This is a genomic window from Nonomuraea sp. NPDC026600 (assembly GCF_040638335.1).
Lineage (GTDB): Bacteria > Actinomycetota > Actinomycetes > Streptosporangiales > Streptosporangiaceae > Nonomuraea.
Genome location: NZ_JBEZYD010000063.1, coordinates 39,076 through 51,035 on the forward strand (window position 1 = coordinate 39,076; position 11,960 = coordinate 51,035).

Below are 11,960 nucleotides of genomic sequence, written 5' to 3' on the forward strand. Positions count from 1 at the left end.
GACGGCAAGGCGGGACTCGGTGCCCTCGAAGAGCAGCCGGGTGGCCTTGGCGCGGGCCAGCCGGAGCGTGGTCCAGGCCTCGGCGACCCACACCGCCCAGTGCAGTACCGCGACGAGGATGAAGACCACGATGAGGGGCGGGACCGCGGGCAGCAGGAACACCAGCCGCCCACCGCGCAACCGGCCCCGCAACCGCGCGAGTCGCCGGTAGAGGGGATTGCGCTGCTTCAGCGCGAGCACGAGGAGGTCTCGGGCCTGGTCGAAGCCGGGGTCGAGGCGGAGCACCTCGCGGAAGGCGTCCGCCGCCCGCCGGGGATCACCGAAGGCCAGCGTCGCGCGGCCGTACGCCAGGTGCGCGGTGGCGCTCTCCGGATCCAGCTGCACGGCGTGCGCGGCGGCGGCCGTGGCCTGCTCCGCCTCCTCGAGTCCGGTGAGGGCCACCGCCAGCAGGCTGGCCAGGTCGGACTCCTGCGGATCGACGGCCAGCCCGCGGCGGGCCGCCTCGGCCGCCTGTTGCCACTGGCCCTTGAACACGTGGACGCGGGCCAGCAGCTCCCAGGTCGGCGCGTACTCGGGCTGGAGGTCCAGGGAGGTGTGGACGGCGGTCAGCGCCTCATCGGGCCGGCCCGCGCGCAGGTGCACCTGTCCGGCCGCGTAGTGCGTGAACCACTGGTCGGGCGCCAGCCGTACCGCCTCATGCGCCTCCGCGATCGCCTCGGCCACGTTGCCCTGCTGGACCAGGGCGAGGGCCAGGAAGGAGTGCGCGGTGGTGTGCTGCGGTTCCTGGGCGAGCGCGCCGCGCAGCTCCCGTTCGGCCTCGGCCGGGCGGCGCAGCTGCAGCAGCGTCCGCGCCCGCTGTACCGGGTCGGCGACGGTCACCACTTGCCCTTGACCCAGGGCATCAGCTCGTCCCAGGCGCCGGAGTCGTTGGCGTGCATCACGTAGTTGCGCGCGGTGGCCATCCACTCGCGAACCGCGGTCGGCCGTACGCTCTGCGCCGCGGCCAGCAGGTCGGGCGTCGACAGCGGGATGGGCCGGCCCGCGCTGATCGACTGGTGCAGCTTGACCTCCACCGCCCGGTCCACCACGCCCTTCAGATCCGCGCCGACGAAGTGGTCGGTGACCCGCGCGACCGCGTCGAAGTCCATCTCGGCCAGGGGCTTGTCACGGCACAGGATGCGCAGGATGGCCGCGCGGGCCGCGGGGTCGGGCGGCGGTACGAACACCGGCTGGTCGAACCGGCCGGGACGGCGGAAGGCCACGTCCACGTACCAGGGGGCGTTCGTGGCCGCCAGCACCAGGACGCCCTCGTTGGCGTTCTGGTCCACGCCGTCGAGCTCGGCCAGGAACTGGTTGACCAGCTGCCGCGTGTGCGCCTGGCGCATGTCGGAGCGGCGGCCGGCCAGCGCGTCGACCTCGTCGAAGAACAGCACGCACGGCCGGTTGCGGCGAGCCAGATCGAACGTGGCCCGCAGGTTGCGCTCGCTGGAGCCGATGTACATGTCCAGGATGTCGGCCAGCCCGACATTGACGAACGACGCGCCGAGCTCTCCGGCGGCGGCCCTGGCCAGATGCGTCTTGCCCGCTCCCGGTGGGCCGTACAGCAGCACCCCGCCACCGGCGCGCTTGCCGTACGCGGCGAACAGCTCCGGCTGCTGGAGCGGCAGCAGGAGCTTGACCCGCAGCGACTCCTTCACCGTCTCCATGCCCGCCACCTCCGCGAAGGTGAGCTTGGAACGTTCGACCTCCGCACTGGCCTGATCCGCCGACGCGGGGTGCGGCGCCGCGAGAGGCACCGGTGCGGCGGCGTACGACGACACGGGTGGGGCCGACAGCCGGGCGGCGAGGTCGGCGTCGCCCACGGACGGATCACGGGAGATCGCCTCGTGGTACCGGTAGCCCGCCCGTGCCGTGTCCCCCTCCCCGAGCAGCGCCCGAGCCGCCAGCACACCCAGCTTGGGCGGGTAGCCGGGCGAGGCCAGCAACGGCTCGAGCGCGGCCAGTGCGGCGCCGAAGGCGCTCTGCCGGACGAACGCCTCCGCCAGCCCGGCCGTGATGTCCGCGTCCTTGGGCGCGAGGACGAGCGCGGCGCGGTATTCGGCCTCTGCCTCGCCGAGATACCCCTTGGTCAGAAGCTGCCCGGCGAGATGCTGCCGGAGGGGAAGGTTGTCCGGAGATAGACGCGCCGCATCGCGGAGCGCCTGGAGACCGGCGTCGTCGAGCACGTGCCATCCCTTCTGTCGCAGGTTTCGGTCGGTCTTGAACTACGCAAGATACCGAAACCCACCCACATAGGGCGCATGGCGCCTTCGGTCAGCCCGCGGCGGAGTCGCGCGTGCGGCCATGGGCGTCGTGCGGGAGGTCGGCGTAGTGCCACTGGTGGTCGCGGGCCTGCCGGCACGCGGTCTCCAGGTCGCCGTCCTCCATCGCGGCCAGCAACTCGGCGTGGTCGCGCACGATGTCGTGCAGGTCGACCTCGGTGGCGACCATCGTGACCGACGTGCGCGCCTCGATCTGCAGGCCCTCCCAGGAGAGCTTGAGCAACTCGTTGTGCGCGGCCTCGACGATGCGCCGGTGGAAGGACACGCTGGCGCGCGCCGACGCCTCGCCGTCACCGCGCTCGGCGGCGGCCCGCATCGTCTCCACATCCGCGCGCAGCGCCTCCACCGGCACGGTCCCGGCCAGCAGGGCGAGCCGGGTGGCCGTCTCCTCCAGTGCCGCCCGCACGACGTAGCTCTCGCGCAGTGTCTCCTGGACGAAGGGCCGGACGAAGGTGCCGCGGCGCGGCTGGGTCTCCACCAGCCGCATGACCTCCAGCTCGCGTAGCGCCTCGCGCACGGGCGCCTGGCTGGTGCCGTAGGTCGCCGCGAGTCGCGTCTCCACCAGCCGTTCGCCGGGCCGGAACTGGCCGGACACGATCCGGCTGACCAGCGAGTCGCGGATCTGCCGCGCCAGCGTGAGCCGCGGCAGCTTGGAGGGCTCTTCGGTCATGGGGCCGATCCTAATTCTCCAAGGCTCCTCTTGACGGTGTTCGCACGATAATCAATTATCGATAATTAACGAGAGGGGCCGCACATGGTGATCCAGGCCGTGCACGTGCCGGAATCCGTCGAGGCCGCGGTCACCTGCTCGGCACGGGGAGCCTGGGTCATGGGCGGCGGCACCGTGGTGATGGCGCTGGTGAACAGCGGGGTAGCGCCCGCGACCGAGCTGGTCAGCCTGCGCCGGGCCGGGCTGGGCGGCGTCGAGGTCCGTGATGGGTTGGCCAGGATCGGGGCGGCGGCCACCCTCGCCGCCGTCGGCGAGCATCCCGCGCTCTCCTTCCTGCGCCCGGCACTGCGGACGATCGCTTCCCCGACCCTCCGCAACCAGGCCACCGTGGGTGGCAACCTGTTCGTCGCCCAGCCGTACGGCGACCTGGCCGTCTGCCTGCTCGCCCTCGGCGCGACATGCGAGATCGCCGGGCCGGACGGCCGGCGTGACGCGCCGGTGGCCGACGTGCTGACCTCCGGGATCGGCTCGGGCGAGGTCGTTGTGGCGGTACGAGCCGCGCTTCCCGAGCCGGGTGCCTGGCACTACCACAAGGCCATGCGCCGCCGCCTGAACTCGGCGGCGATCGTGACCGTCGCCTCCGTGACCCGCACCGTCGACGGCGTGGTCACCTTCGCCAGGATCGCGCTCGGCGGAGTCGCCCCGCGTCCGGTGCGCGCGGTGTCGGCCGAGCGCCTGCTGCGGGGCCGTCCGCTGACCCGCGAGGTCCTGACCGAGGCCGGTGAGGCGGCCCTTGGCGACATCGACCCCTTCGACGACGCCTACGCCAGCGCGTGGTACCGGGCCCGGGTCCTGCCCGTGCATCTCCGCCGCGCCTTCCTCCCCTGAACGAGCCAGCAAAACGAGCCAGCTAGACGAGCCAGCCCGCGCCGCATCAGATGAGAGGTGGACCGTGCCGTCACAGATCGTCTCGCTCGTCGTCAACGGTGAGCGACGGGAGTTCATCGCCGCGCCGGGAGTCACGCTGCTCGCGAGCCTGCGCGAGTCGCTGGGGCTCACCGCGGCCAAGCGCGGCTGCGGGCAGGGTGCCTGCGGCACCTGCACCGTCCTGGTCGACGACCGGCCCGAGGCCGCCTGCCTCGTCTCGGTGGAGACCGTCGCGGGCCGCTCGGTCCGTACGCTGGAGGGGGTCGCCGCCGGCGGTGAGCTGGACGAGGTGCAGAGCGCCTTCGTCGACTGCTTCGCCACCCAGTGCGGCTTCTGCACGGCCGGCATGATCATGGTCGCCGAGGCGCTGCTCGACCGGGACCCCGATCCGAGCGAGGCGGACGTCGTCGAGGCGATCTCGGGCAACGTCTGCCGGTGCACCGGCTACCGGCCCATCGTGATCGCCATCTTGGAGGCGGCCAGACGCCGTCGCGGGGCGGTGCCGCGATGACCTATCGGCTCGCCCCCATCGACACGAGCACCTTCGCCGCCGAACGGGCCGCCGCGGCCACGGGCGTGGACGGCGGCGACTTCACCGTCATCGGCTCGGTCGTCCAGCGCTCGGACGCGCGCGGGCACGTCACCGGGCGTACCGAGTTCTTCGAGGACGTGCTCCCGCCGCGGCTCGCGCACCTGAAGATGCACCGCTCGGCCCGGCACCACGCCAGGATCCTGGACGTGGACCTGACCGAGGCCCTGGCCGTGCCGGGTGTCCTGCGGATCCTCACCCACGCCGACATCCCGAACAACCTCTACACCCCGCTCAAGCTGATCGGCGTCGGGCCGGACGACGAGCCCATCCTGGCCGTGGACAAGGTGCGCTACCTCGGCGAGCCCATCTGCGCGGTGGTCGCCGAGACCGAGGCCGCCGCGCTGGAGGGCGCGGCCAGGATCAGGGTCGCCTACGAGGACCTGCCGCCGGTCTTCGACGTCGAGGAGGCGCTGAAGGAGGGCGCGCCCCTGGTCAACGAGTACCACGGGCAGAACCACTTCATCTACGAGGGCCACCACTGCCGGCGGATCCGCTTCGGCGACGTGGAGGAGGCGTTCAGGCGGGCCGACCACGTCTTCGAGTGGCGCTACCAATCCGCGCCCATCGAGCAGGCTCCCGCCGAGACCACCGGCTGCGTCGTCGTCCCGCAGGCCGACGGGCGGCTGCGCATCCACTCCGACACCCAGGCGTGCTTCTTCACCCTGGACAACACCGCGCTGATCCTGAACGCGCCGTTCAACAAGCTGCGCATCGTCGGCGGGACGGTCGGCGGCGGCTTCGGCGGCAAGGTGGACGTGGTGGTCGAGCCGGTCGCCTGCGTGGCCGCGATGGCGGCCGACCGCCCGGTCAGGTTCGTCTACGACCGGGCCGAGGAGATGCAGGTCTCCTCGCCGCGCGCGGCCGAGCGCGTCTACATCAAGGACGCCGTGATGGACGATGGCCGGATCATCGGCCGCAAGGTCACGCTGTACGTCGACGCCGGCGCGTACGCCCGCCACAGCCCGTACGGCACCACCAAGGCCGCCGCGCACCTGCCCGGCCCGTACGCGATCCCGAACGTGTGGGCCGACTGCCACTGCGTGTTTACCAACCGCACACCGTCCAGCGCGATGCGCGGGTTCGGCGTGACCATCGCCGACTTCGCGCTGGAGTCGCAGATGGACCGGATCGCCCGCGCGCTGGACCTGGACCCGCTGCGGCTGCGCCTGCTCAACGCCTACCGCGACGGGGACCTCAAGGCCCACCGCAAGGTCGCCGAGGGCACGGCCCTGGTCGAAGTGATCCAGAAGGCGGCGGAGCTGGCCGGGCACGAGCTGCCCGAGGCGTACCGCCGTATGTCCTCCACGACCCGGGAAGGGCTGTAGCCATGGCGAAGCTGCGCGGGCGCGGGTACGCGTCGGTGAACTACCCGACCGGCATGAACCTGGGCGGCGACCCCTCGCAGGCGCTGATCCACGCCACGACCACGGGCACGTTCGTGATCTCGCTGTCCTCGGTGGATCTCGGCCAGGGCATCAAGACGATCGCCGCCCAGTGCGCCGCGGAGACGCTCGGTCTGCCGATCGAGAACGTGCTGGTCGACACCGCCGACACCGACACCGGCCCGCACTGCATGGGCACCTTCGCCAGTCGCGGCACCCACCGCGTCGGCAACGCCGTCATCATGGCCGCGGCCGAGGCGCGCGGCGTGATGATGGCGGTCGCCGCCGAGGAACTGGAGGCCGACGCCGCGGACCTGGAGACCGACGGGACCGGCTTCATCAGGCTCAAGGGCGCGGAAGAGAAGGCCATCCACATCACCGACCTGGCGCTGGCCGCGCACTTCAAGCACGGACGGACGATCTCCGGCCGCGGCATCTACCTCAAGGAGCCGAGCGCACCGGTGCCCGAGACGGGGGAGATGGACCCCGACTCCTGCCAGGCGCACGCGTGCACGGCCGCCGTCGTCGAGGTCGACGACGAGACCGGGGTGGTGGAGGTGCTGGAGCTGTACAACGCCTACGAGATCGGCCGGGCGCTCAACCCGGCCATGGCGACGCAGCAGGTGGAGGGCGGGGCCTGGATGGGCGTGTCGCACGCCCTGTTCGAGACCACCGAGCCGTACTACCCCTTGCGCGACCACGGCCCGCACGACTTCGCCGGGTACCTGATGCCCGGCCCCGCCGACATCCCCGTCCAGCACAGCCTGTTCCTGGAGCGCCCGGCCGGAAACGGGCCGTACGGCGCGAAGGGGATCGGGGAGATGACGGCGAACGCCCCGATCCCGGCCATCGCCAACGCGATCTTCGACGCCTGCGGCGTGCGCCTGGAGTCGATGCCGTTCACCCCCGAGCGCGTCCTGCGCGGGCTGGACGCCCTGCGCGACACCTGAAACCGGAGGAACCATGCTGAAAGTCGTCTCGCTGCTCAAGCGCGCCGAGGACCTGTCCCACGAGGAGTTCGCGAAGTGGGTGCTGGAGGACCACGCCGAGTTCGCCAGGCGGCTGCCCGGCCTGCGCAAGTACACCGTCAGCGTCGCCACCGGCGACGGCGGGGCGTACGACTCGGTGAACGAGCTGTACTTCGACGACGAGGACGCCCGCGCCGCCGCGTTCGGCTCCGAGCACGGCAAGGCCGCGGCGGCCGACGCCGCCGCGCACACCTCCCAGCGCGTCCACCTGCTGACCACCGAGCACGCGCAGTTGTGACCCCGGCCGTCCCCTGGCTCTCGCACGAGCGCGAGCTGGCCGCCGCGCTGGCGGGGGAGGGCTACTTCGCCGACGAGGGGCTGTGCACAGCGGTCCACCTGGCGCTGCGGCTGGGCCGGCCGCTCCTGCTGGAGGGCGAGCCGGGCGTCGGCAAGACCGAGGTGGCCGCAGTGCTCTCGCGCGTCACCGGCCTGGACCTGATCCGCCTGCAGTGCTTCGAGGGGCTGGACTCGGGCCAGGCGCTGTACGAGTGGGACTACCCCAAGCAACTCCTCCAGGTCCGGGTGGCCGAGAGCCGTGGCGAGGACGTCGGCGACCTGTACCGCGAGGAGTTCCTGCTGCGCCGGCCGCTGCTGCGTGCCGTGCGGGCCGAACGGGGCTCGGTGCTGCTGATCGACGAGATCGACCGGGCCGACAGTGAGTTCGAGGCGTTCCTGCTGGAGTTCCTGGGCGACTTCCAGATCACGATCCCGGAGCTGGGCACGGTGCGCGCGGCCACGCCGCCGATCGTGGTCCTGACCTCCAACCGCACACGCGAACTGCACGACGCGCTCAAGCGGCGCTGCCTCTACCACTGGATCGCCTTCCCCGAGCCGGACCGGGAGCGGGCGATCCTGCGCGCGGCGATCCCCGGGCTGGAGGAACGCGCGGCGGACGGGCTCGTCAGGGCGGTGCAGCGCGTACGCCGGCTGCCGCTGCTCAAGCGGCCCGGCATCGCCGAGTCGGTGGAGTGGGCACGCGGTGCGATGGCGCTCGCCGAGGGCGGCAGCCCGTGGCCGGTGGCGCTGCGGCGGGCACTCGGCCTGCTGATCAAGGACGAGGAGGACACCCGGCTGCTCCTCGCGCACGCGGAGGAGTTGTTCGGTGGTGTGTGACCCGGTCGTGCGCGCCGCGGACCATCTGTGGGGGTTCCTGACCGCGCTGCGCGGCGCGGGTGTGCCCGCCGCGCCGACCAAGCGGGCGGACCTGCTGCGGGTGATCGCCGAGTCCCCGCCGCCCGACCTGACCACGCTGTACTGGTACGCCCGGATCACCCTGCTCCAGGACATCGGCGATCTGCCCGCCTTCGACCGCGTCTTCGATGGCTGGTTCCGGCAGGGCGGCCCCGGGCCCGCCGACCCGCTGCCCAAAGGCGACGACGGCGGCATGCCGTCCCCCGGCGGACCCGGCGAGGACGACCCACCGCCCCATGAGGCGCGGCCGGGCGACGGTATCCAGGCCAGCGCCCTGAGCACGTACGGCACGCGCGAGTTCGGCCAGACCGGCGAACGGCGGCGCGCGCTCATGCGCACGCTCGAAGCCGCCTGGCCCGCCGTCCTGCCCGCCACACCGTCACGGCGACGTCGCCCGGCCCGGTCGGGGGACCGGCTGGACGTACGGCACGCGTTGCGGTGCGCCCACCGCCATGACGGAGAGATCATCGAGCTACGCCGCCTCGACCGCCCACCGCGCCCGCGCCGCCTGCTGATCCTGGTCGACGTCTCCGGCTCGCTGCGGCAGCACACCCCGGACCTGCTCCGCGTGGCGCACACCGCGCTGCGCGCGGCGCCGGCCCGTACCGAGGTGTTCTGCTTCGGCACCCGGCTCACCCGGATCACCGCCGCGCTGTCGCACCCGCACGCCGACCGGGCGCTGCGGGCCGTGTCGGGGCTGGTCACGGACGCCGACGGTGGCACGGCGATCGGCGCCGTGCTGGAACGCTTCCTGGGCAACCCGCGTTTCGCGGCGCTCGCCCGCGGCGCGCTCGTGATCGTGCTGTCCGACGGGCTCGAACGCGGCGACTGCGCCCCCATGGTGCGCGCCACGGCCCGCCTGTCGCGGCTCGGGCACCGGCTCGTCTGGTGGTCCCCGCTGGCCTGCTCGCCCAGCTACCGCCCCGCCACGCGCGCCATGGCCGCCCAGCTCCCGAGCCTGGATCACCTCGGCGGCGTACGCGACCTGCCCACCGCGCTGGCGGAGGTACGCCGCCTGCCCGCCGTCCTGTCCGGCCCCCGCCACACCGCGGCGAGGCGCTGGTCCACCCCGCGACCCATGGGAACGACCCGATGACCTCCTCTTTCGCCCCCGACCCGGCCGGAACTTTCGCCCCCGACTCCGCCGGAAACTTCACCCCCGACTCCGCCAGAGCGTTCGCCCCCGACTCCGCCGGAGTCTTCTCCTCCGGCCCCGCTGGGATCGTCGACGCGCACCACCACATCTGGCGCGCCGCCGACCTGCCCTGGCTCCAAGGGGAGATGGTTCCACGCATCTTCGGCCCGTACGAGCCGATCCGCCGCGACTACCCCGCGTCCGAATACGCCGGGGAGGCCACCGCTTGCGGCATCACCTCGGCGGTCTACGTCCAGGCCAACTGGCCGCTCGACCGGTCCGTGGAGGAGGTGCGGTGGTTGCGCGACGTCCACGCCGAGACGGGCTGGCCCACCGCCGTGGTGGGCTCCGCCGACCTGTTCGACGAGGGCGCGGCCGACGTCATGCGCCGGCAGGCCGCCATCACGCCGCTCGTCCGCGGCACCCGGCTGCAACTGCACTGGCATGAACGGCCGGAGTTCCGCTTCGCCGCCGCCCCCGACCGCATGAAGGACCCCGTCTTCCGGCGCAACATCGCGGCGCTCGCCGACCTGGGCTGGTTGTTCGAGCTCCAGGTGTTCCCCGCTCAGATGGCCGACGCCGCGGCCCTCGTGGACGACTTCCCCGGCGTGACGTTCGTGCTGGTGCACGCCGGAATGCCGGTGGGCGCCGAGCCGTCGGCCGTCGCGGAGTGGACCCGGGGCATGAGGCTTCTGGCCGGGCGGCCCAACGTCGTGGTGAAGCTCACGGGTCAGGGCACCTTCGTGCACTGTGTGGACCGGGCGCTGATCGAGAGGGTGGCGGCCACCTGCCTGGACCTGTTCGGCTCCCGCCGGTGCATGTGGGGGAGCAACTTCCCGATCGAGAAGCTCTGGACCGACCTGCCCACCCTGCTCTCCACCTGGCAGGACGTGCTCTCCGGCAGATCCGCCGAGGAGATCCGGGACGTGTTCACCGCGACGGCCACCCGGGTCTACCGCCTCTGACCGGAATCGTCATCCCCGAACGCGGCGCCAGCAACCCGGATAATCACGGTTATGCACCCGCTAACCGATCACTTCTGCCACAGTGGTCACGGCAATTCACCGCGAGGGTATGACATATCGTACTAAATCATGTTTCCATGTTTTAGCAAATGACAAAGCCTCTACACCTTCGCGCGCATTCGCGCAAGACGGCTTTACGTGCCGCACTTGTCGGCCTGGAAAGGATCATTCATTTGTGGTTAGGCTGTCCGCCTATCCTCTAAAGAATTGCGCGTCCCCCCAGATCGAGCGCGATGACTTAGACTGGTTCGGGGAGAAATCGGACGAATGCCTTCATGGCTCGCTATCAGGGCAAAGAGTGGCCAAATGGAAGTTTTCTGGCCGGACTGGCGCCAACCGATCGTCAGGCGCTCTTAAGTCTCGGGACGCTCTGCCATTACCGTCCGGGCGAGGCATTGGTCGTCGAAGGCGACCGCACCACTGATGTGCTCCTCCTCCTGCGGGGGCTGGCGAAGATCACCGCGACCGCCGAGAGCGGGCGCCCCGCGTTGCTGGCGATCCGCGCCGGAGGAGATCTCATCGGCGAACTCGCGGCGATCGACTCGACGCCACGCATCGCGACCGCGACCGCGGCGGGCGCCATCGCCGCCAATCGCATCGGGGCGCCGGAGTTCCGGCACTTCCTGATGGCTCACCCGATGACCGCGCTCACTTTCGGGAGCGTGGTGGCGACGAAGCTCCGCTGGGCCACGCGCAGGCGCGTCGACTTCGGCGGCCACCACGTGCAGGGCCGCCTCGCCCGCATCCTGCTCGAGCTGCTCACCTCGTACGGCCGCGCGACGGCCGACGGGCACGAGATCACCGTCGCGCTGACCCAGCGCGAACTCGCCGGCATCATCGGCGCCTCCGAACCGGCGACCCATCGAGCCCTGGCCGCCTTACGGCGATCCGGATCGATCGCGACCCGATATCGCAAGGTGCTGGTCATAGATCGTGAGCGGCTGACCACCCTCGCCGGATTCGACTGAAACGCATATCGCGGCACGGCCCGAATCTCATCTTTTGACGAGGTTCCACCGGCCTGTGCTCACTACCGTGTGCCTCACCCATGGACAGGAGGGAAATGCAGGAGAAAAGCGGCGGCGTCCGTAGGTTGTGCGTGGTCGCCGACCTCGTCAGATACGGCGCCCGCAACGAAACCGATCAGAAGTGGGTGCAGGACGAGCTCAGGGCGGTTCTGGAGGAGGCGGACGCCCGTGGCGGTCTCGGCCGGAAAGAATGGGCCATTCAACCTCAAGGTGATGGAGAGCTGGCCCTCCTGCCGCCGGGAATCGACGAGGCGCGGGTGATTCCGACCTTGATCCGCGAGTTGGGCTCCGGGCTGCACGCCCGTAACCGGCGGCTGTCCGAGGATGCCCGGCTGCGGGTTCGCATCGCTTTCCACCAAGGAATCATCGAGGACGCGGGCTGCGGTTATGCGGGAGACGCGGTCGTGACCGTCAGCCGCTTCTGCGACGCGCCTGCCGTGAAAGCCGCCCTGCGGGCCGCGCCTGAGGCGTTCCTGGCCGTCGTCATGTCACCCGGCATTTACCAGGACGTCGTTCTGCGGCGAGACCTCTACGAACTGCGGGCGAACGACTTCCGCCGCATCACGGAACCTTTTTCACCCTCGTGACGGCGGTCCGCTGGTCACAGCATGATCGCGAGCTCGGCGTTCGCCTGACGAAGCAAAGAACCCCTGGTAGACGG

General features: G+C 71.4%; 12 protein-coding genes and 1 pseudogene. 10 read left to right on the forward strand and 3 right to left on the reverse strand.

The window, feature by feature from the left end; genetic code table 11:
- Nucleotides 1-276: 276 nt before the first annotated feature.
- The 3 genes and pseudogenes from AB0F17_RS62940 to AB0F17_RS62950 all read right to left on the reverse strand — a co-directional run.
- Nucleotides 277-966, reverse strand: a pseudogene (locus tag AB0F17_RS62940) (tetratricopeptide repeat protein); the annotation flags it as partial.
- The gene (locus AB0F17_RS62945; RefSeq protein WP_358046074.1) at nt 876-2,225 is read right to left on the reverse strand and encodes an AAA family ATPase; all 1,350 of its coding nucleotides are present in this window, start codon (nt 2,223-2,225) and stop codon (nt 876-878) included. The gene AB0F17_RS62945 and the pseudogene AB0F17_RS62940, both read right to left, overlap by 91 nt.
- A gap of 88 nt (nt 2,226-2,313) precedes the next feature.
- The gene (locus tag AB0F17_RS62950; protein ID WP_358046077.1) at nt 2,314-2,991 is read right to left on the reverse strand and encodes a GntR family transcriptional regulator; all 678 of its coding nucleotides are present in this window, start codon (nt 2,989-2,991) and stop codon (nt 2,314-2,316) included.
- 84 nt (nt 2,992-3,075) lie between these two features.
- Between AB0F17_RS62950 and AB0F17_RS62955 the strand changes: the two genes are divergently transcribed.
- The 10 genes from AB0F17_RS62955 to AB0F17_RS63000 all read left to right on the forward strand — a co-directional run bounded on the left by AB0F17_RS62955 (nt 3,076) and on the right by AB0F17_RS63000 (nt 11,886).
- On the forward strand, nt 3,076-3,879 hold the full coding sequence (locus AB0F17_RS62955; protein ID WP_358046080.1) for an FAD binding domain-containing protein: 804 nt from the start codon (nt 3,076-3,078) through the stop codon (nt 3,877-3,879).
- A gap of 64 nt (nt 3,880-3,943) precedes the next feature.
- Nucleotides 3,944-4,429, forward strand: coding sequence for a (2Fe-2S)-binding protein (locus tag AB0F17_RS62960; RefSeq protein ID WP_358046083.1), 486 nt, complete (start codon nt 3,944-3,946; stop codon nt 4,427-4,429).
- On the forward strand, nt 4,426-5,835 hold the full coding sequence (locus AB0F17_RS62965) for a molybdopterin cofactor-binding domain-containing protein (protein ID WP_358046086.1): 1,410 nt from the start codon (nt 4,426-4,428) through the stop codon (nt 5,833-5,835). The genes AB0F17_RS62960 and AB0F17_RS62965 overlap by 4 nt, the downstream gene beginning before the upstream one ends.
- A 2-nt stretch (nt 5,836-5,837) precedes the next feature.
- Entirely contained in the window at nt 5,838-6,842 is a 1,005-nt protein-coding gene (locus AB0F17_RS62970; RefSeq protein ID WP_358046089.1) for a molybdopterin cofactor-binding domain-containing protein, read from the forward strand.
- A gap of 13 nt (nt 6,843-6,855) precedes the next feature.
- Nucleotides 6,856-7,158: an EthD family reductase gene (locus AB0F17_RS62975; protein ID WP_358046092.1), complete on the forward strand. Its 303-nt coding sequence runs from the start codon at nt 6,856-6,858 to the stop codon at nt 7,156-7,158.
- Nucleotides 7,155-8,033: a MoxR family ATPase gene (locus tag AB0F17_RS62980; protein ID WP_358046095.1), complete on the forward strand. Its 879-nt coding sequence runs from the start codon at nt 7,155-7,157 to the stop codon at nt 8,031-8,033. The genes AB0F17_RS62975 and AB0F17_RS62980 overlap by 4 nt, the downstream gene beginning before the upstream one ends.
- On the forward strand, nt 8,023-9,207 hold the full coding sequence (locus AB0F17_RS62985) for a VWA domain-containing protein (RefSeq protein ID WP_358046097.1): 1,185 nt from the start codon (nt 8,023-8,025) through the stop codon (nt 9,205-9,207). The genes AB0F17_RS62980 and AB0F17_RS62985 overlap by 11 nt, the downstream gene beginning before the upstream one ends.
- Nucleotides 9,204-10,211, forward strand: coding sequence for an amidohydrolase family protein (locus AB0F17_RS62990; RefSeq protein ID WP_358046100.1), 1,008 nt, complete (start codon nt 9,204-9,206; stop codon nt 10,209-10,211). Before AB0F17_RS62985 ends, AB0F17_RS62990 begins: the two co-directional genes overlap by 4 nt.
- 335 nt (nt 10,212-10,546) lie before the next feature.
- Nucleotides 10,547-11,239 (forward strand): Crp/Fnr family transcriptional regulator, encoded by a 693-nt coding sequence (locus AB0F17_RS62995; protein WP_358046103.1) that lies wholly within the window; start codon nt 10,547-10,549, stop codon nt 11,237-11,239.
- A 131-nt stretch (nt 11,240-11,370) separates the two neighbouring features.
- Nucleotides 11,371-11,886: a hypothetical protein gene (locus AB0F17_RS63000; RefSeq protein ID WP_358046106.1), complete on the forward strand. Its 516-nt coding sequence runs from the start codon at nt 11,371-11,373 to the stop codon at nt 11,884-11,886.
- The last annotated feature ends 74 nt before the right edge of the window (nt 11,887-11,960 follow it).

Excerpts from the sequence above, each read along its gene's own strand:
- AB0F17_RS62990 (WP_358046100.1), top strand. The coding sequence starts at position 9,204 with ATGACCTCCTCTTTCGCCCCCGACCCGGCCGGAACTTTCGCCCCCGAC.
- AB0F17_RS62970 (WP_358046089.1), top strand. The coding sequence starts at position 5,838 with ATGGCGAAGCTGCGCGGGCGCGGGTACGCGTCGGTGAACTACCCGACC.
- AB0F17_RS62955 (WP_358046080.1), top strand. The coding sequence starts at position 3,076 with ATGGTGATCCAGGCCGTGCACGTGCCGGAATCCGTCGAGGCCGCGGTC.
- AB0F17_RS62975 (WP_358046092.1), top strand. The coding sequence starts at position 6,856 with ATGCTGAAAGTCGTCTCGCTGCTCAAGCGCGCCGAGGACCTGTCCCAC.
- AB0F17_RS62995 (WP_358046103.1), top strand. The coding sequence starts at position 10,547 with ATGGCTCGCTATCAGGGCAAAGAGTGGCCAAATGGAAGTTTTCTGGCC.
- AB0F17_RS62965 (WP_358046086.1), top strand. The coding sequence starts at position 4,426 with ATGACCTATCGGCTCGCCCCCATCGACACGAGCACCTTCGCCGCCGAA.
- AB0F17_RS62950 (WP_358046077.1), bottom strand. The coding sequence starts at position 2,991 with ATGACCGAAGAGCCCTCCAAGCTGCCGCGGCTCACGCTGGCGCGGCAG.